21 protein-coding genes and 1 pseudogene are annotated in these 20,072 nt (G+C 31.9%); 16 read left to right on the plus strand and 6 right to left on the minus strand.

Features of this window, described 5'->3' with window-relative positions; genetic code table 11:
- Positions 1-22: 22 nt before the first annotated feature.
- From B5P37_RS06110 to B5P37_RS06125, 4 genes are all read left to right on the plus strand, one after another.
- Complete coding sequence (locus B5P37_RS06110) at positions 23-355, plus strand: hypothetical protein (RefSeq protein ID WP_085237400.1); 333 nt, start codon at positions 23-25, stop codon at positions 353-355.
- A 200-nt stretch (positions 356-555) separates the two neighbouring features.
- A complete protein-coding gene (locus B5P37_RS06115; RefSeq protein ID WP_085237401.1) occupies positions 556-738 on the plus strand; it encodes a hypothetical protein in 183 nt (60 codons plus the stop codon).
- Positions 735-968 (plus strand): hypothetical protein, encoded by a 234-nt coding sequence (locus B5P37_RS06120; RefSeq protein WP_085237402.1) that lies wholly within the window; start codon positions 735-737, stop codon positions 966-968. The genes B5P37_RS06115 and B5P37_RS06120 overlap by 4 nt, the downstream gene beginning before the upstream one ends.
- 1,412 nt (positions 969-2,380) lie before the next feature.
- On the plus strand, positions 2,381-2,641 hold the full coding sequence (locus tag B5P37_RS06125; protein WP_085237403.1) for a hypothetical protein: 261 nt from the start codon (positions 2,381-2,383) through the stop codon (positions 2,639-2,641).
- 142 nt (positions 2,642-2,783) lie between these two features.
- Here the strand turns inward: B5P37_RS06125 and B5P37_RS06130 are convergent, their stop codons facing one another.
- Positions 2,784-3,206, minus strand: a complete 423-nt coding sequence (locus B5P37_RS06130) for a hypothetical protein (protein WP_014614928.1) — start codon at positions 3,204-3,206, stop codon at positions 2,784-2,786.
- A gap of 1 nt (position 3,207) precedes the next feature.
- Positions 3,208-3,717: a DUF4258 domain-containing protein gene (locus tag B5P37_RS06135; protein ID WP_085237404.1), complete on the minus strand. Its 510-nt coding sequence runs from the start codon at positions 3,715-3,717 to the stop codon at positions 3,208-3,210.
- Between the two features lie 707 nt (positions 3,718-4,424).
- Here B5P37_RS06135 and B5P37_RS06140 point away from each other — a divergent pair.
- From B5P37_RS06140 to B5P37_RS06150, 3 genes and pseudogenes are all read left to right on the plus strand, one after another.
- On the plus strand, positions 4,425-5,759 hold the full coding sequence (locus B5P37_RS06140) for a hypothetical protein (RefSeq protein ID WP_085237405.1): 1,335 nt from the start codon (positions 4,425-4,427) through the stop codon (positions 5,757-5,759).
- Positions 5,760-5,920: 161 nt separating this feature from the next.
- The gene (locus B5P37_RS12165; RefSeq protein ID WP_085237406.1) at positions 5,921-6,745 is read left to right on the plus strand and encodes an HNH endonuclease family protein; all 825 of its coding nucleotides are present in this window, start codon (positions 5,921-5,923) and stop codon (positions 6,743-6,745) included.
- A 196-nt stretch (positions 6,746-6,941) separates the two neighbouring features.
- Positions 6,942-7,524: pseudogene (locus B5P37_RS06150) on the plus strand (recombinase family protein).
- 229 nt (positions 7,525-7,753) lie between these two features.
- On the opposite strand, the gene B5P37_RS12265 reads toward B5P37_RS06150, so the two are convergent.
- Complete coding sequence (locus B5P37_RS12265; RefSeq protein WP_276307739.1) at positions 7,754-7,876, minus strand: hypothetical protein; 123 nt, start codon at positions 7,874-7,876, stop codon at positions 7,754-7,756.
- A gap of 115 nt (positions 7,877-7,991) precedes the next feature.
- Here B5P37_RS12265 and argS point away from each other — a divergent pair, with 115 nt between their 5' ends.
- Complete coding sequence (argS, locus tag B5P37_RS06160; protein ID WP_085237407.1) at positions 7,992-9,656, plus strand: arginine--tRNA ligase; 1,665 nt, start codon at positions 7,992-7,994, stop codon at positions 9,654-9,656.
- 230 nt (positions 9,657-9,886) lie between these two features.
- Here argS and B5P37_RS06165 read toward each other — a convergent pair whose 3' ends face one another.
- Positions 9,887-11,323: a B domain-containing protein gene (locus tag B5P37_RS06165; protein WP_085237408.1), complete on the minus strand. Its 1,437-nt coding sequence runs from the start codon at positions 11,321-11,323 to the stop codon at positions 9,887-9,889.
- A 326-nt stretch (positions 11,324-11,649) separates the two neighbouring features.
- On the opposite strand from B5P37_RS06165, the gene rpsF reads away from it, so the two are divergent.
- The 7 genes from rpsF to B5P37_RS06200 all read left to right on the plus strand — a co-directional run bounded on the left by rpsF (position 11,650) and on the right by B5P37_RS06200 (position 15,971).
- Positions 11,650-11,946: a 30S ribosomal protein S6 gene (rpsF, locus tag B5P37_RS06170; protein ID WP_085237409.1), complete on the plus strand. Its 297-nt coding sequence runs from the start codon at positions 11,650-11,652 to the stop codon at positions 11,944-11,946.
- A gap of 21 nt (positions 11,947-11,967) precedes the next feature.
- A complete protein-coding gene (ssb, locus tag B5P37_RS06175; RefSeq protein ID WP_085237410.1) occupies positions 11,968-12,471 on the plus strand; it encodes a single-stranded DNA-binding protein in 504 nt (167 codons plus the stop codon).
- Between the two features lie 51 nt (positions 12,472-12,522).
- Positions 12,523-12,765 carry a 30S ribosomal protein S18 gene (gene rpsR, locus B5P37_RS06180; RefSeq protein WP_014614919.1) on the plus strand — a complete coding sequence of 81 codons (243 nt, stop codon included), beginning with the start codon at positions 12,523-12,525 and terminating at the stop codon, positions 12,763-12,765.
- A 553-nt stretch (positions 12,766-13,318) separates the two neighbouring features.
- Entirely contained in the window at positions 13,319-13,894 is a 576-nt protein-coding gene (locus tag B5P37_RS06185) for a CPBP family glutamic-type intramembrane protease (RefSeq protein ID WP_085237411.1), read from the plus strand.
- Positions 13,895-13,977: 83 nt separating this feature from the next.
- Positions 13,978-14,325 carry an Msa family membrane protein gene (locus B5P37_RS12355; protein WP_425319121.1) on the plus strand — a complete coding sequence of 116 codons (348 nt, stop codon included), beginning with the start codon at positions 13,978-13,980 and terminating at the stop codon, positions 14,323-14,325.
- Positions 14,326-14,327: 2 nt separating this feature from the next.
- Positions 14,328-15,218 carry an ABC transporter ATP-binding protein gene (locus B5P37_RS06195; protein ID WP_085237413.1) on the plus strand — a complete coding sequence of 297 codons (891 nt, stop codon included), beginning with the start codon at positions 14,328-14,330 and terminating at the stop codon, positions 15,216-15,218.
- Entirely contained in the window at positions 15,219-15,971 is a 753-nt protein-coding gene (locus B5P37_RS06200; protein WP_085237414.1) for an amino acid transporter, read from the plus strand.
- Positions 15,972-16,141: 170 nt separating this feature from the next.
- Here the strand turns inward: B5P37_RS06200 and B5P37_RS06205 are convergent, their stop codons facing one another.
- On the minus strand, positions 16,142-18,133 hold the full coding sequence (locus B5P37_RS06205; RefSeq protein ID WP_085237415.1) for a catalase: 1,992 nt from the start codon (positions 18,131-18,133) through the stop codon (positions 16,142-16,144).
- Positions 18,134-18,469: 336 nt separating this feature from the next.
- Positions 18,470-18,850, minus strand: a complete 381-nt coding sequence (locus B5P37_RS06210) for an iron chaperone (protein WP_085237416.1) — start codon at positions 18,848-18,850, stop codon at positions 18,470-18,472.
- A gap of 218 nt (positions 18,851-19,068) precedes the next feature.
- On the opposite strand from B5P37_RS06210, the gene bioB reads away from it, so the two are divergent.
- Positions 19,069-20,058 carry a biotin synthase BioB gene (bioB, locus tag B5P37_RS06215; protein WP_085237417.1) on the plus strand — a complete coding sequence of 330 codons (990 nt, stop codon included), beginning with the start codon at positions 19,069-19,071 and terminating at the stop codon, positions 20,056-20,058.
- The last annotated feature ends 14 nt before the right edge of the window (positions 20,059-20,072 follow it).

Here is a 20,072-nt window from a genome sequence, read left to right on the forward strand (position 1 = left end):
ATTAAACAAAAGGAGAAAATGTATGAAAAAATTATTATTAACGCTTACTGTTTTATTTATTGGAATTGTGTTGAGTGCTTGCACTGATTCAGAAATTAAGAAGTTAAATGGTAAATGGGAAGGATATGATGGTGCTGACAAGATAGTCATGGATATTAAAAATGGGAAAGTCAAGATTGTTAATTATGGAGAATCTGCGACAAAAGAAGAGGCAGAGAAGTTACCTTTAGAAGCAAAAATATATAAGGAAAATGAAACTCTGAAAATAATGAATGAAGAGGGCGACGGTCAACAGTTTCAGGTAATTAATGACGTTATTGTGTTCGAAGGAGCATCATTCACAAGAGTAGATTAATTGTAGCTAAATTAAATCTAGTGCTATCAGTTAATGTTTTTACCTATTTAAAATAACAGTTAACAAACTTATTCCACAAAATTATAAATAATTCGAACTAAGTAGTTGATTTATCACGATTTATAGCTTATATTATTCATATAGAACAAATGTTCGCATAAACAGAACAAAAGTTTGTATATAGTGGGAGGAATATTTTAATGGCAAATGTAGCAGTAAAATTAGAAATCAACAATCAAATGAGTGAACAGGAAGCAAAAAATTTTCAGCAAGAAAAAATTGTTGATGTGATAACGTTGATTAGAGGCAAGTGGGGCAATACAATTATTTTGAAGACTGAGGATAATTTTAAGGTTGAGTATGATGAGGGGGAATCAATATGATTTATAAAATTTATGCAGGTAAATACGAATACTTTAAGCCTTCAAGTATTGAAGAAGTGGAGTTTAATTTGAAAAAAATTATCGAGTTCAAGCGATACGACATGCTAGAAGTGTTGTTAAAAGATATTGAATCACTCAAAGCTAATGACTTTGAGCTATTCGAAAAATATGAAATATACGATTTAATGTTGGAAAAAGGGTTGTTTAAACAGTCGGCAAACAAAGATTAATATAAAAGTATTTAAAATGCACTGGCGGTCAAATGACTGTCAGTGTTTTTTATAATGGAGTGATTGTGCATCAGTTACAAGCAAAAATTGAACATCATACATTTAGTAATCCAATACTACCCCCGTTCATTTACTGTATGCAAAAAGGTGATACCTTTTGAGTACTAAAATGACGTGTAGCAGTGTTTGCATGCAAATAAACAGATGCAACAACTCAAAATTATGTGTTTTAATTATTTTTACACTCAATAAAACGTTAAAATGTACCGCTTCAAATGTGAGTTAATCATATCTCACATTGATTGTGCTTAAATTTTATAAAATGGCTGAAAATTTAGTGAATAAAAACACGCTTAACTTTAGTAGGTTAAAGTGTTAAAGTTTTTTAGCTTAGCATTTTAATTATATTTTTATCAACTTAAAGCTGTTTGTATAACATGTAGTAAGCGCACAAGTGTTAAAACTTGTTATTTTACCTTTTTACACTCTAAAAACAGCAATCTGCACAATGATGGACAAAACGGCAAAATGTTGAAAAATATAAACATGGGATATACAAGGGATTTTATCGCCCTAGTTTTCGGATAAAATTGCGATTTTATTTACTAACAATTAAAAGGTAAAAAATTAAAGCCGTACAAAGCGATATACTCAAATATAAAGCCATAAAACGATTATGAAAGTTTAATATCCCTCAGCATTAACACGCTTATACGTGGCAATATGAGCTTGTAGCAAGCCGAGTGAAGCGGATTGTGTGGCTTGTAGCTTGTCTGTGTGTCTCTCATATCACATATCTGTTGTTGTGTTATTAATTAAATACAATTGATATATATGTTATTGCATTAAGGCACGTATGCCTATCATACAGTATGAAACTGTCATATATCATTTGTCATTATATCACCGCTTCTGTATGCTTCCACACAGCCTCATATACGATGTTTATTAGTTTATAAGTCTAATTAATTAACACGCTCATATCACGTAAATATACGCTGATAGCCCATTAATTTTAGTTCAATCTTTGTGTCCTAATATTGCAGGTATGTATATCATTCAGACCAATTCAATTGCTTCATATCTTCTGAATCTGTACCTTATTAACTTACCGCTTCTCTATGCTTTATTCTGTTGTCGTATACGCTGATATAAGCGATATAGCTTTTTAGTCACATATTAAATAGATGCTTTCTGACGTGCTTATACAGCTTAAATAAGCTATGAAATGAAGCGGTATATTATTCTTCTTAAATATTGTATCTTATGTTGTTCGTACAAGTGTCGTACAATTTAGTTATGAATAATAATAAATAGGAGGCTATGAATTATGAAGAAAAATTGTTTTATCATTTAGTATCATTTTATTATCTATTATTTTAACTGGTTGTGTTGATAAAGAAATTAAGGAGTTGAATGGTGAATGGGAAAGTTATGATGGTAATAAGTTAAAACTTATAATTAAAAATGACAGCATGAATATTATTGAATATGACGATTATTCAACCAAAGAGGAGGCAGAAAAAAGACCTCATAAAGCCAAAATAGTAAAAGAAGATGGGAAACTATACGGGATTGATTCAGAGGGAGATAAGGCTGTTTATACCATGTTGGTGATTCGCTTGTTTCAGATGGTATTTTTTTCGAAAGAGTTAAATAGCTTAGTAAATTAAACCAGTCTATCCTCCACTCACAAAACACGTAAATGGGCAAAAAGAAAAGGGAGTTAAGTTTATATAATTATAAAGCTAACTCCCAATTTCCATATGTTTCAATTACTTTTAACCTGTAACAATATAATTTAAATATTTACGTTTATTGCTCTTGTTCTAATAAAATAATCTGATTAATAAAGTTGTCAAATACTTGCTTTTCTACATTTAGTCTTATTGACAATCCAGAGTCAGTAGATTCATTTTTATGCTTCAATCCAGAATCTAAGTTAACGTATATACAAAGCTCATCACTCTCATAGTCAATGACTGTCAATGATATATCAGGCTCTGTGAAATAAATGTCTGTTACAGGGAATGAATACTCTAAGTTTTTCAGAAAATCAATGTCGAAGTCAAAAACAGCTAATTCTGTTTCAGCTTTTTCATTTTCAAATTCAAGTACAGCGTCTAAATAATAAATCTTACTGTCCTCATCATTTTCTATTCTTTTGAGTTTTAAGGTTAATGAAGTATTACTTGATTCATATGAAGAATCTTGTAGTTTTATATTTTTTGAAATCAAATTAATGACCCTTTCTCCATACTTTTTTAGGTTTCTTTTGCTTATAAGTTGTCACAACTTTGTTGCCTTTGATAACTAAAGTAGTACCTGTTTTCTTGTCGTATAAAATTTTAGCTCCTGTTTTCTTATCGGTGTATTTAGTACCATTTTTTAAGGTGTTTGCCATCATATGCTTAGTAATACCTCTTTGTCCTGCTCTTTGCAAAGCGTGTTTAGATATTGATTTTACAAAAGTTTTTACACCTTGTTTAGCTAAAATTCCAAAAACAGCTGAAGCTACAAAAGGGATTGCTGGAAGAACTCTTGGAATCATTACTGGTTCATCAGTGTCATCAAAAACAATATCTTTATTTTGAGCGATTTCTTCCTTAGTAAGTTCGATAGTGCGTGGGTCATTTTTTATTTCTTCTTGGCTTGGGTAGCCATTTGCTTCCGCAAAACCAAGAGTCGTGAAACTTACAATTAATGCAAAAACTATTAAAGTTGTTATGAATTTAGTTATTTTATTCATATTACACCCCTCGTTTAATCATAGCATATAGCAAACACGATATAAATAATAAATTTATTAAAAGACGTTAGTTAATAATCTAAAAACTTTATAGATATTTTGTGAGGATAATAAAATTTTTCAAAAAAATAAAAGCCAAATGATAATAGTTGACTTAAAGAAAGAATGATGATATAATTAAAAATTTATTGACAATAAATGTTGTGTTATGTTATAATACTCTTGTAATTAATTATGTCGACATTTTAATTGATTACACATACATATTCCCACACCTACTCTCTCCTAAAGGTTTATAAGTCTTTTACATATTTCCCTCTTGATAATTTACCTTTTTGCCAATCCATTACGAATAGCGCACTCGTAATGAAAGGTTTATATTGAGGGGGCTTTTTTGTATTCATATCTTAAGGGTAAATGTTAATGATAGCAGATTAATATTTGCAGGTAAGCCTTATAGCCAACCAGTTTGTCACCTGTTGAGCTAAAGCTCACCAGTGACGCAAAGGGCAAGGGCTAAACAGTAAAGGGCTTAGAGACAAGTTACATAAGGTATATGATTGTTTGCTACTGTCTGACAGTGTTATGTTACAAGTTTTGTATTATAAAAAATTAACGTACCATTCATCGACTAAAGGTAATATTATATATTAGAGGGTGAATGGTACGTTAATTTTCAAATTATATTAAAAAGGAAGTGTTGCGTATTGACCAATACACACAGAGTTGTTTTAGGGAACAAAAGAGAGATTGACATTTCAATTGACAAGCTCAAGTCATTTGAAAATAATCAGGTTGAATCAAACATAGTATACTCAACAATTGATGAGGAGCTGTGGAGACGTCGAAATGGTAAGCTAAGCCAAAAGGATTATATTACTTGTGACAAGACAATAAGTCAATTTTTTACAGAATATTATAAGGTTCAGAATCAACAAGACAAACGCAAAAAGGATATAATGTTTGGTGTTTTATATAATTCTGACGCAAGCCCAATTAAAAGGGAAGATAAACGAGGCAAAAAACCAGATGAACTGACAATTATTATCAGAATGATTGTATTATCGGTACTTAAGAATAAGAAGATATCAACACATAATATGACATTATTCGATTGGCTTAGAAAATTTTATATTATAAATGATGGTTTTTATGCCGACTACAAGTCAGATAGGAACAACATATATAAATATAATTTGTTAGGATATATTGATAAAAGTGAATACCCATTTGATATTGATAGCTTAACAAAGCAGGAGAAACACAAAATGGTAAAGCAATATTATAATAATATTGTTGAGCTATTAAAAAATAAATTGAACGTTACGTTGAGAAAGTTTGAAAGTGACGGCTTAATCTATTTACAAACTTATATGGTAGGAGTTAAAAAAGATGAAAATAAAAAAGGGAAACATTATGAACCTTATTTACTATCACCAAAAGAACTGAATAAATTGAAAGAATTAGAGTTAGATATCAAGGAAAAAATGAACCTACATCATTTGATTGGAAAAAGCTTATATGCGCATGAGGGCTTCAAAAAAGAGCTTAACAGAAGATTATTAGAAGATGGCTTAAAAACCGAGGAAACACATAATCACTTTAAATTTGTTTACAATACATATTCAATCAGTAAAGCATTTACAGATGTACAACTAAATAATTATATAAATCAAAATACATACATATCAAAAGCTATCGAAATTGAGCCCAAAGAGTTTATACATACATACCGAAATTTATTAAATGAAGCAATTTGTAACAAATATGATAGAGCTTCCGAAAGATATAAATCAGACATTACAAATAAATACACGTCTAAAACAATTGGTAACTTAGAGAGTCTCAAAGCTTTTATCGACGACAAGCATCATATGATTGATACATATAATCAACAGGGCAAACAATTTAGCAAGATGATGTTATCCCAAAGACATCGAGATAATTTGTCGAAATTATTTAATTTGCAAGTAGAAACCAAAGAAACAACAAGCACCGATGACAATTCATTTGTGCTAAATGAGAAAGACTTACCCTTTTAATAAGCAGGTAATCCTTTCAGATGCAACATATTAAATTTTAAGAAGATGATTTCATATACATATATCATTAATTACATTTCACAACATATTGAACATAATGTCAATTATATTTTACGAAATCATCTTCTTATTATAAATGAATTTTAAGGAGATTAATACATATGAACAAACAGAAAATAAAGTGGCTTAATGCTTTAATCAAAAAGAAGAAGGCTAAAAGATTACACTACTATTCTGATGTTGTTATTACGAATGATAAACAATTTTACGATATTACAACAGGTGAGCAGTTAATATCACATAAAAACAAATTAGCATTAAAAAAGCAAGTCGGTGAGGTACACACAATTAATGTTAATAATTGTTATAAGTTTTATTTTGAAATCAAGTCGCAAAGAAAGCGAGCAATCATAAAGAACAAACTTTATATCGCTAAAAATAATAGTGGTGTTAAATGTGAGTGGGACATGCGGACGTATACAGTTACACCACAACATAAGTTGGGTAGTATTGTAATACTCGATGAAGATGAGGAAGTACGACAATTAGAACCATACCACGTTAAAGCATTGCTAGCACAAACTAACAGTAAACTTAACGATGAGGAAATCAATGAAAGTGATATTTACAGATATTTGCAAGTATCGAATAAAGGGCGTCTAATGTATGGTACAGTGTTTAACAAAAAATTAACTGGTTTACACAATAGAAGTCATACAGCGCCATACAAAAACCATAATTTAAAAATAGTAAAGGATAAATCAATTTTAATGTATGCACACAGAATCATGGCAATTGTATTTCTATGGGAACAGTATCAAGCACTATTAGATAAAGGTGTACCGCATCATTTAATTGTTGTTAATCATCGAGACGCCAATAAGCATAATAATAATTTGAGTAATTTGGAGTGGGTTACAACCGCTGAAAATAACAGACATGCACGTGAATACTATAAAAACAAGCATATTGACGAAAACAATTAATACATACTTACAGTACATTGCCATTTCGGTAGTGTGCTATTTATTTTGTAAAAGTCTAAAAATGTTAAGTTATGGACACTAAATAATACCGCTTCAAATTGCTATATTTAGTGGTTGATTTTAGTCTAAAAATTAGTTTATAATCAAAAGTTCAAAAATTAGTTATATTTTAGACTTTTAGAAAGAGTGATGAATAATGATTATCGGATATGCACGTGTGAGCACAGTCGGTCAAAATTTAGACAGTCAAATTGAACAACTTAAAGAGCAAAACGCTGAAAAAAATATATAAAGAGCAGATAACAGCAACAAGCACAAAACAAAGGACTGAACTAAAATCACTTATTGAACATGTTCGAAATGGTGATATTGTTGTAGTGACTAAAATTGATAGATTAGCACGTTCAATCAGTGATTTAAATAAAATTGTAACGGAATTAAATAATAAAGGTGTATCAGTAAAATTTATAAAAGAGCAAATGACATTTGAGGCGGGGAACAATAATTCATTAAATACGTTATTATTCAACATTTTAGGCTCATTCGCACAATTTGAGCGTGATTTAATCGTTGAGCGTACAAGCGAGGGACGTGAACGTGCAAAAGCGAATGGTAAAAAGTTTGGGCGCAAGCCAAGTAGTAGCAGAAAAGACATTGATAAAGCGATTGAATTGTATAAAAACAGAAATGAAAACGGCTTGAGTGTAAGCGATATTTTAAAAATGACAAGCGTCAAAAAAAGCACGTTTTATTATGAGTTGAAAAAGGTGAGTGACTGAAAAGAATGAGTGGTGAAAGAAAAAAGCGTTTTTTACAAAGAACTTGACTGTAAGCATCACGTTAAGTAAAATTAATTGAAGTAGTGAAAGAAAACGGCGTGAAAACGCTTGATATTGATAGCGTTTGATATAAATACATAGTCACTTTTTTAGAAGGTAAGGAATATGTGATGCAAGATGGAGATGTCGTGCATTTCCGTTTTAATGTGTAGGAGATAACAAAGGAGAGCTAAAGTGTTGAGGTCATCAGCATGTTAGCTCTTTTTTGAGTGCGCTCAACATAGGTAAAACCTTGACGCATTGCTACTTCATTTCGTTTAACTGCTTTGATTTCGATGTTAATTTTACTCATACATATCCCCCTTTGTATACAAATGTAATTTAATAATAACATAATAATTAAAATATTCGAACTATTGTGTTAAAAAAGAATTGATGGTATATTACTGAGAAAGAAGGTGAAGTCTATGTTTAAGCAATCTATCGCAAAAGATTTATCAATAATTCTACAAGGCCAGATGTCTTTTGAAGAAATATATCATCTTCTTGAACATCCGGCTAATGAGAATCATGGTGAATATTCATTTCCAACATTTCAACTTGCTAAAATTTATAAAAAATCTCCAAATTTGATTGCTAATAGTATCAAAGAGAAGTTTGATAATGAATATATTCATAAAGCAGAGGTTGTAAACGGTTTTCTTAATTTTTTTTTAGACAGGCAATCCAGTTCACAAAAGATAATTGAGTGTTTCAACGAAAATGCTTTAAAAAATAATAAACTATTAAGTACAGAGAAAATAGCCATAGATTATTCAAGTCCTAATATAGCGAAACCTTTTTCTATGGGGCATTTGAGAGCAACGGTTATTGGAGATAGTATCGCTAAAATACTTGAAGCAAACGGAGCAAAAGTGGTTAGAATAAATCATTTGGGAGATTGGGGAACCCAATTCGGCAAGTTAATTGTTGCTTATAAAAAATGGGGAGAACAAAAAAAAGTTGAAAATAACCCTATACTTGAGCTTTTTCATTTGTATACAAAGTTTCATGAATATAGTAAAGATAATCCGTATATTGATGTAGAAGCCAGAGAAGCTTTCAAACGCTTAGAAAGCGGACATAGTGAATACGAACAGTTATGGTCATGGTTTCGCAATGTTTCTATGGAATCTTTTAATGCTTTATACAAGCTTTTGGATATCAACTTTGATTATATTCAAGGAGAATCTTTTTATAATGAAAGATTAAAAGAAACTATAAAATTATTAGAAGATAGAGAATTATTAACTCGAGATGATGGTGCCTATATTGTAGATTTAGACGATTTACCACCTGCACTGATTAAAAAAAGGGATGGGGCATCTCTATATATCACGAGAGACTTATCAGCTGTTTTGTATCGTACCAAAACCTTTAATCCTACACGTATCCTATATGTAGTGGGGCAAGAACAATCTATTCATTTCAAGCAACTAGACAAACTTACTAGATTATTGGAATTAAAGCCAGTCATAGAACATATTCCTTTTGGTTTGATTTTAAAAGATGGTAAAAAAATGTCCACAAGACAGGGCAAGGTAATACTGCTTGAAGACATTATTGCAGAAGTAGAGGAAGCCGTTCTAAAGACTTTAGAAAAGAAAAAGTCGAACTTAAGGAATAAAAAAGAAACTGCCAAAGAAATTGCTATTGCTTCTATCAAGTTTCACGATTTGAAAAATGATCGCCTTAGTAGCTACGATTTGAAAATTGATGAGATGTTGGCTTTTGAAGGGGACACTGCATTATACATAATGTATACTTATGCAAGGATTCAATCTATCTTAGGAAGAACCGAATACTCTGATGATTTTAAAGGGGATTTCCAGTTTGAGGAAAGTATGTGGCCGATTTTAAAACATTTAAAATCCTATAATGAAGTTTTGGAATTATCTGCTATAAACTATACGCCATCTTCAATATGTAGATATTCTTTACAGTTATGTCGTCTTTTTAATAGATACTATAGTGTTGAAAGAATATTAGAAAGTACAAACGAAAAGTCAAAAATAACTTTATTAAAAATCGTCTCCAAAAACATTGAAAATGCTATGGAGTTACTAGGTATAAATTTAGTAAAAGAGATATAGATATATTAATTTAAAATATAATTACATCAATAATAGTCTGAAACATTAATATTAGCGGTGAAGAATTTTACGGGTTCTTTGTCAAATGGGATTGATGAGTAAAAACATAGAGATTAAGCGGTATAAAGTTGCTAATCTCTTTTTTTAGGGCTCTTTCTCAAAGGCGTTTTTGTGTATAACGTATAAAGGAACTGGACATCGCGCCCAGTTCCTTAAACTAATTATGTTTCTTATTTGAAGAATGAGAAAAGACTACCAATTGCATTTTTAACTTTACTTGCTGTATCAGCTACAGTAATAGCCGTTTTTACAACTTCTGGGTTTTGATACAATGTGTATAAAACTTTTGTTGTATTGATACCACTTGTTACGAAGTTGCGTGTGTTTGCATAACCTTTGTAAAGTACAGTGTCTTCTGGCTTGATTTCAAGAGGTGAGATATACGAACCTAATGTACCCTTTTCTCCTAAAATACTCAATACACCAAAGTCAACTGTATTTTTATATTTGAAATATAGATTAGTATAATATTTAGCATTATTGTACTTTTCAGTTAAACTTTTATAAGTTTCAGTTATATAGTCATAACCGCTTTTCACGCCGCCTTTAATGTACTCATAACCTTGTTCAAATGGGTATTTGAATGCATTCCAGTAGTCACCCCAAGTTGATGTTGACGCATTTATGTCTGTTGATGGTACAACTGGCGCTGATGGCTTTTGAATATTTTGATTAGTGTCTTTTGCTTCTGGTTGTGCTTGTGGTGCTTGAGGTGTCTGTGGTGCTTGTTCTTTTTTCTCTTCTACTTTAGGTGCTTGTTCTGCCTCTTTTTTGATTTCAGGTTTTTGTTCTTCTGTTTTAGGTGCAGTTTCTTTGTGCTCTACAGCAGGTTTTTCTTCTTTTGCATCCATTTTAGGTGCTTGAGGTTGTACTTCTGCTGATGGCGCTTCTTCTTTTATTGGACTTTCAATGTTTTTCAATGCATCTTCAAGATTTTCTATTTGTCTTTTAGTTTCTGCCTCAGCTTTGATCTTAGCATCTCTTGGTCCGTTAATTGCATCTAAAGCTTTTTGGAAATGTGGTGCATTGTCAGGCGTTAATGAGTTCACGGCGCGTTGTGCAGTACGTCGATTTTGGATAGTATCTTCCTTTTGTAATGCTTGAAGTGCTTCTTTTGCGTTCATTAACTTTCTATTTTGTATTTCAGTCAGACGGCTTTGTTCAGTTGTTGCATGCAATGACTCCACAAACACATTTTGACTTGCATCTGGATTTTCTTTAATGCGTGAGATGTATTGATCACGTTGTTTATCAGTGATGTTCGTATTTTTTAAAATTTCATAAAACGCATTTTGTTGTGCTACACGACGCTCGGGATTACTAGCATCTTTAATAGACTCTGAATAGACATTTTGAGCACTGCTTGGATTCTCATGCAGTTGTTTTAAATATTGGTCTCGTTGACTTTCTGAAATACCGTCCATATGAAGGACTTGATAAAATGCTTTTTGCTCTGGTGAAACCTTTACTGATTCGAAGTTTGCAGGTTGTGTAGGTGCAAGTGTGGATGTTTGCTCGCTTGCTTCTGCTTGACTATTTGATACGACTGTAGCAATAGATAATGTTGCTACGCCCATTAATAAACTTGAAATATACTTGTTTTTCATAATTAATTCCCTTCATAATTTATTTTTTTGTTTGTTGTAAGCATAAAGAATATAGCACGTTTTTATTTTTATATACCATTAACTATTTCTTAATTGTTTATAAAAGAGTATTAATCTATTTATTTTGTTAATAAGAAAACAATAAAGCGGTGTATTTTTTGTTTTTTGATGTTGCAGTTATAAAAAAGTGCAGTTCAGTGGATAGATATTGTAATAAGTAATGTAATATGGTACAATCTTTGAATGTGAGTAATGAAAATTATTCCTTGCTTATCATTCACAGTGTATGATAAGCCGCATAGACCATAAGGAGGTGCCAATATACAATGAGAACATATGAAGTAATGTACATCGTGCGTCCAAATATTGAAGAAGATGCACGTAAAGCAGTAGTTGAACGTTTTAACGGGATTTTAGCTTCTGAAGGTTCTGAGGTGTTAGAAGCGAAGGACTGGGGTAAACGTCGCTTAGCTTATGAGATTGAAGACTTCAAAGATGGGTACTACAACATCGTGCGTTTACAGTCTGATAACAACAAAGCAACTGATGAATTCCAACGTTTAGCTAAAATCAATGATGATATCATTCGTTTCATCGTTGTCCGTGAAGACGAAAACAAGTAATTAAATAATGGGGGCGTGTAAATGCTTAACAGAGTCGTATTAGTAGGTCGATTAACTAAAGATCCGGAATACAGAACGACACCCTCAGGCGTAAGTGTAGCGACTTTTACTTTAGCGGTTAATCGTACATTTACGAATGCGCAAGGGGAACGCGAAGCAGACTTCATCAACTGTGTTGTTTTCCGAAAACAAGCAGAAAATGTAAGTAATTTCTTATTTAAAGGAAGTCTCGCAGGCGTTGATGGTCGCTTACAATCACGCAGTTACGAGAATCAAGAAGGCCGACGTGTATTCGTTACTGAAGTCGTTTGTGATAGTGTTCAGTTCCTTGAACCTAAGTCACAAAACCAACGTCATGCAAACCAAAACCAAGGGCATCAATTTGATAGCTATAACCAAGGATTTGGTGGACAGCAACAAGGCCAAAATTCGTCTTATCAAAATAATCATCAACCGGCTAATGATAATCCGTTTGCCAATGCGAATGGACCTATTGATATTAGCGATGATGATTTACCATTTTAATTTTAAACTGAACGTATAAGAGAAATTTTTTAAAGTAAGGAGGTACTAATTATGGCAGGTGGACCAAGAAGAGGCGGTCGTCGTCGTAAAAAAGTTTGTTATTTCACAGCAAATGGTATTACACATATCGACTATAAAGATACTGAGTTATTAAAACGTTTTATCTCAGAACGTGGTAAAATTTTACCACGTCGTGTCACAGGTACTTCAGCTAAATATCAACGTATGTTGACTACAGCGATTAAACGTGCACGTCACATGGCATTGTTACCATTCGTTAAAGACGAAGCGTAAAAACATAGCCCTTCGTACAACTGATAAAGATGTTGTACGAGGGGCTTTTTTTCATACTTCTCTAAATTTCTTCACCAGTACATAAGTCTTCTATTCAATTTTGACATGCAATCGATGTCGTCTTACCCATTGATTAAAAATATGATTTTCAACTATTCTTTTATTTCTACTACCATATCTACAAAAAGCTTTGTGGCAAAATTTCTGTTTCCATATTTCTCTTGAATTAAATATCTAACAGCAAATGGATGATTCAATTGATAGAAATGCAGAAATTAAACAACAGCAACTGATTTCTCAAAACTATAATTTAAAAAATATTAAGTTGTTATTGACATTTTTAATTTTACCAATTAGACTTTAATTGAAGGAAATGATAACAATGAAAAAATTATTAGATTTTCTAACTTTTAATGAAGTAAACCTTTGGATTTTTAAATTTGGTAGAAAAGGTAAAAGATGGTATTTTTAATTAAAAAGTTGTAAAGCATCAAAAACATTAAAAAATTAATCTATTTTTAAGTTTTCGATGCTTTTATTTTTGGTGCTAATAATGAAAAAGTTTGAAAGTTTATTATTATCTGTTGCTGTAGTCGTTATTGTAGGTTTTTCTTTTAACATAGGTATACTTCTTATATCTTTATTAGACAATGATACATTTTCCAATATATATTTATTTCTATTTGTTTTAGTATTTATTATTAATTTTATATTTATCCCTGTATTCTTAATCAATCGAATTTTAGGAATAAAAAATAATGCGCTTTTACATAATTTATTTAACTGGAAAAGAACCATGCTACTATTTTCGACAGTTTTACTTTTTTCAATTTTTTATGTTGGAAAAGATGCAACGATAGAATATTTTATTGTTGCGTTTGGTGAAGAGTTTTTATTTCGTCACCTCATATTCTTTATTCTTTTGCATGCTTTTAATAAAAAGTGGAGCATATTGATTGGTTCGCTTTTATTTGCTTTACTTTTACATTTAAACGGAAATTTTTTTGTGAATATATTAACAAAATTTCCTGTTAGTATTTTATTATATTATTTGGCTAATAAATATAAATTACAGGATGCTATTTCTGTTCATTGGTTGTATAATGTGATGATTTATAGGCTCACTTAAGGCATGGAGGTTATTTTAATATGAAAATAAAACACAGAAGTCTTTTGATTTCAATTATATTAAATACTATATTTTCAGTCATAATGGGTATAATAAATATAAATTTAGGGTTGTTTGTAATGATAATAGGGGTTATTATCATTCCTGTTATGATAAATATCATATGCTTTAAATTAAGCAACGAACCTTATAAAATAAAGACAATTTTCTTAATGACTTTATTCAATGTTTTTTACTATGTAATTGTATCTAAGTCTATTATGAGTAACTCCAAGTTTTATGAGATAGCTTCAAGATATTCTCATGAAGAAAATGGTTTTTACATTCATATGAATACGAATCTATTATCGCTTTCACAATTAGTATTTATCTCTTTATTATACTTTGTTTTAAGCTTTTTATTAATAAGAATTTTTCGAAAAGTGGGATGAAAATGCTAGTATTAAATAATGTTAATAAAAAATTTAATGGTGATGATACAAATATTTTGAATGATATCAATTTGAATATTGAAAAAGGTGAAATTGTAGGTTTATTAGGTAAAAATGGTGCTGGTAAAACGACTTTGATGAAAATTATTGCTAAAACTAAAAGACCAGATTCAGGAACTATTTATATTAATAATGTTAATATTTTTAAAAATGATGACATTTTAAGGAAAGTCGGAATTATGATAGATACGGTTTATTACGACCATTTATCGGCAGAGCAAAATTTACTCTATTTTTTAAGAGTAAATAATCAAATTGAATACATAAAAAATATTGATAGAATATTAACATTGGTTGGTTTGTTAGATACAAAAAATAAAAAAGTTAAAAATTTTTCTTTTGGTATGAAGCAAAGACTTTCTTTAGCGATGTGTCTATTAACAGAGCCTGATTTAGCTATTATGGATGAACCTTTTGTAGGGTTAGATCCCAATGGTGTTAAAATCTTAATAAGTTCTTTAAAAAAATGGGTTGAAAATAGAAATATCTCTCTTTTGATTTCTAGCCATCAATTAAGTGAATTGGAAGAAGTATGTAATAGGTTTGTGATACTGAAAGATGGTCAGTTACATGACATTTCATTTGATAAAGAGACAGGAATAAAAATATTAGTAACAAGAAATATTAGTGAAAAAGATGCTCTGTTATTCAAAAAAGATTTTCCTATAATCACTAAAATTCAAGAAAATGCCATTTATGTTAGTGATGAAACAAATAGTTTTAATGAATTGATTAAAGAAATCCTCATTAAATACGATTTGTTCAAGATAGAAAATAAATCTAAAGATTTATATAACGTATTTGATGATTTCGAGAATAAAGGAGAAAAATAAATGCTTTTTAAAAATATATTTTTGAATATGTCTTCTCGCACATCAGCTAAATTATTTTATTCTATTTCTTTATATCCTTTCCTTTATTTAATCACACTAGTTTTACCCACTAATTTTATGCAAATTGGTGGTGTCGAAAATGGTTTATCAGGTTTAGATTTTTTCTATGGAATATTATTGGCACAGTCTCAATTTGCTATTCCCCTTATATTGATGACATACTTTGTTAGTTTATCTTTCTATGAGGAAATTAATAGTGGTAAGTTGATTCTATACAAAGATATTAAACGTTCTAGATTGCTCAATGCTAAATTATTTTCATTAATTACAATGTATGCTTTTTATTTTGTTTTATTGTTTATATCTTCTGTAATTTTATATTATATATACATTAAGAATTTTGATTATGCATCGGGTCATTTTTTACCTTTAGATATAAACGATGTATACTTTGATGTATTGAGTATTATGAGTATTATAGGAATTTCTTATATAGCCTTATTTTTTGCTACAACTTTATCGATGAAATTTTCAACTGGTTTTACGATATTAGGCGTTATTTTGTTATTTATGGTTATATCTATAGCACCTTTAATTGATGGAACGCATTATCTATTCCCTAATGGTTTTACTCATGCTGAAAGTTTAAATATGTTTTTAATTCAATGTTTAATAATTGCTTCTATGTCTATATTATATATTATGTTATTCTATTTTATTAGTTTGTTAATTTTTAAAAAAATAGAGTATTAATTTTAGGGTTTTATTGCACAATTTCCGATTATAATACGAGGTAATTTAATGGAGTTGAGACACTATGTCTCAGCCATCTATTTGATTGTATTATTTCAAAAAAATATAGCCCCTCGTGCAACGGATAAAGATGTTGTACGAGGGGTTTTTTACATATCAATATTTTATGATTAGCGATTCCAATATCTTGGTTTATCGAAAGCTTGTACAATCATTTCAGGTTGATCTGAGGTGAAGACGCCTGGTGCATCTAACTGGATTTTTGAATGGTTCAGTTGTGATGCGGCTTTTTCATTTAGAATTAATGGTTTTTTGTGTTTATAGGCCATTTCTGCAAAGTCTTCAGCTTCTGGTAAAAGATCTGAGCCATCTGAGTATACAATGACACTGTCAAAGCATGTAGGGTGTGCAGTGTCATATGTTTCTGTAATACCCAAATCTTCATTAATATCACGCGGTTGTTTGCCAACGAATGCATAGTTCAGTTGATGGTCTACAAATGTTTGTGCGTAGGATTGAAGTGTATTTTTATCAATTTCCCCACTGATGAGTACCGCAACAGAGTGCCCAGGTAATGGGATATCAAATTTCTCCATAGTTAATTGGCTGTCTTTAGCCTCAGATTGAACTTCTTCATTTTCTTCTGGTACGTTGACGCCAACATTAGTGGCAACTTGTTCAGCGAGCGTGCGATCCACTTTGTTCAATTGATTGACCGCATTTTGTTTAACCATTAACGATTTACATTGACCAATTTCAAATGAGAAGCCTGCAACGGTATGTGCGAATTCTGCCGGTGTTAAGCTATTTAGATATAGTTTAGCCTGGCTGTAGTAGTCTTCAAAGCTTTCGCTCCGCTTACGTATTTTATGCCCTTCCACTTTTTCTTGATAATGTTCAAAGCCACCTTCTTCTTTTGGTGTCGTATGTGGCTCATTATTATTTAAGGCATTTTTGTGATAAGCAACTTGACCTTGGTGGACATTCATTTGGTGCATGGCGTCGCGCTGGTTGTTGTGGACCTCATTGACAGGGCGGTTGATCGGGATTTGGTTAAAGTTAGGACCGCCAAGTCTAGAAATTTGCGTATCAGTATAAGAGAATAGGCGACCTTGTAGTAACGGATCATTTGAGAAATCGATACCAGGTACGATATGACCAGGGTGGAAAGCGGCTTGTTCTGTCTCGTCAAATACATTCGATACATTGCGGTTTAATGTCATTTTACCAACAATCTTGACTGGGATTTCGTCTTCTGGCCATATTTTGGTTGGATCTAAAATATCAAAATCAAAGTCGAACTCTTGTTCCGGACGAATGATTTGAAGGCCTAATTCCCATTCAGGATAGTCTCCTTTTTCAATGGATTCATATAAATCTTTACGATGGAAGTCGATATCTTTACCAGATAAGATTTGTGCTTCATCCCACACGAGGGATTCTAATCCGTGCGTAGGTTTCCAATGAAATTTGACAAAATAAGATTGTCCTTCACGATTCACGAGGCGAAATGTGTGTACACCGAATCCTTCAATTTGTCTAAAGTTTTTAGGGATACCGCGATCACTCATTGCCCAAACCGTTGTATGAGTTGATTCAGGATTTTGGGCAAAGAAGTCCCAAAATGTATCATGTGCACTTCCCCCTTGAGGGATTTCATTGTGAGGTTCAGGTTTAACGGCGTGAATTAAATCTGGAAATTTAATGGCATCTTGAATAAAAAATACTGGAATATCATTACCTACAAGATCAAAAATACCCTCATCTGTGTAAAATTTAGTCGCAAAACCACGAACGTCCCGCACTGTATCAGGTGAGCCTTTCGCGCCTTGTACAGTGGAAAATCTTACAAAAACAGGGGTTATTTTTTCGGTATGTGTTAAAAAGTCTGCGGAAGTGTAGTCTGACAAATTTTCGTAAAGTTGAAATTCACCGTGTGCACCGAAGCCACGCGCATGAACAATTCTTTCAGGGATTCGCTCATGGTCAAAATGCATGATTTTTTCTCTAAAATGAAAGTCTTCTAACAGACTCGGCCCACGTTCACCGACAGTTAAGGTATTTTCGTCTTCACTGATTTTGGTGCCATGGTTTGTCGTCATTGCTTGACCGTCATTGTTTTTCTCTACATGTTTCAATTGTTTCAACTTTTTGTTTGTCATTTTCACAGCTCCTTTTTAGTTTAATGGTATTACAATCATGCTATTCCACGATATTAGAGATAAAAACATTTTACACCAATATATTAAATATATACTAAAGGGCTGTGAATATAATTGTTGTATTGTAGAATTGTCGGTTTTATTTTAAGACGAAACGTGTCGAACCGTTTAAGTGATGGTATTTGTCAAGAAGAGTTGGCTCGAAGCTCGTATTTGAAAGATGAGCAAGATCGATATTAAGGAAGCCTAATGATTTAGAAACAAAAAAACTGAGCTTGCAATCATCACTCAGTCTTTTGTTTATGTGGTTGTCATGTTTGACGCGGATGCGCATCACTACGACTGTCTCCAGAAAAAGCGTGAAGTTTTTTTGTCGTTGATGTTGAAATCAATGATGTCATATAAAAGGGAATAATTCACTTCATCTGTCCACTTTATTTTCATAAACATTTTTGACATCTGATAGCCAGCGTTACGAATGTCGTCTGCAAATGTATCGAGTGTGTATTTTTCTGGTGCCACAGCAAAATGAGGTTTGGCTTTGCTGAAACCAAGAATGAACGTACCATTTTCTTTGTATAATAGCATCGGTTGATTCCATTTTATTTCTAAAGTCAGTTCGGGATAAGTATCAAGAATCGTTTCAACCACTGTTTTCAACTTATCGCGATGGGCAGGTTGCTCGATTGTTTCTAAAAATTCTGCAAGTGTTTCCATCTCATACCTCCTATTTTTTAGACTGCCGTTTGTCTAAATGACTCTTGTTATCCTTTATTATACGTTATTTGACTACACAATGTATGTAGAATTGTTAGCGTTAAATCGATATGTAAAAAGCAGACGCATCAAGAGATGAATACACGCATATTGTAAACCTAAATTATAAAATTATTTACAATTGTGATATACTAACTTTTATATGAGGAGGAATGACTATGAAAATTGCAGAACAAATATTGGAAGGTCGTGAATTGACTCCGGAGCAAGCGTTAGATTTGTTGGTAAATCCTACATATGAAACGATGGATTTAGTACATGAAGCGTATCAATTACGTAAACATTATTACGGGCATAAAGTAAAATTGAACATGATTTTAAATGCGAAAAGCGGGATTTGTCCTGAAGATTGTGGTTATTGTGGTCAGTCACGTGAAATGAAACAGAAGCAGCGCTATGCCTTGATATCAGAAGACGCCATTACCGAAGGGGCAAAAGTGGCAGCTGAAAATGAGATCGGCACATATTGTATTGTGATGAGTGGTCGTGGTCCAAGTGATAAAGAAATTGATCATATCACATCTTCGGTTGAACGCATTAAAGCCAATCATCCTCAATTGAAAGTGTGTGCGTGTCTTGGTTTGACAAATGAATCACAAGCAGCACGCTTAAAGGCGGCGGGAGTGGATCGTTATAATCATAACTTGAACACGAGTGAACATTATCATGATGAAGTGGTGACAACGCACACGTACCAAGATCGCGTGAATACGATTGAAATAATGAAAAACAACCATATTTCACCATGCTCAGGTGTGATTTGTGGGATGGGGGAATCCGATCAAGATATTGTTGATATGGCATTTGCGTTGAAAGCGATAGATGCAGATAGTATTCCGGTCAATTTTTTACATCCTATTAAAGGCACGAAATTTGGTGACATGGATCAATTGACGCCTATGCGATGTTTGCGCTTGTTAGCCCTTTTCCGTTTAGTCAATCCATCAAAAGAAATCCGAATTGCAGGGGGAAGAGAAGTGAATTTGCGCTCATTACAAGCAACTGCGTTAATGGTGGCGAATTCTATTTTTGTCGGGGATTATTTAATTACAGGGGGGCAACCGAATCAACTCGATTACGATATGATTCGTGATATGGGTTATGAAATTGATTATGGCTCATCGTTGACCTCAAGTACTTTGTCATAAGTAGAAAAGGAAAC

Source organism: Staphylococcus lutrae, assembly GCF_002101335.1.
Lineage (GTDB): Bacteria > Bacillota > Bacilli > Staphylococcales > Staphylococcaceae > Staphylococcus > Staphylococcus lutrae.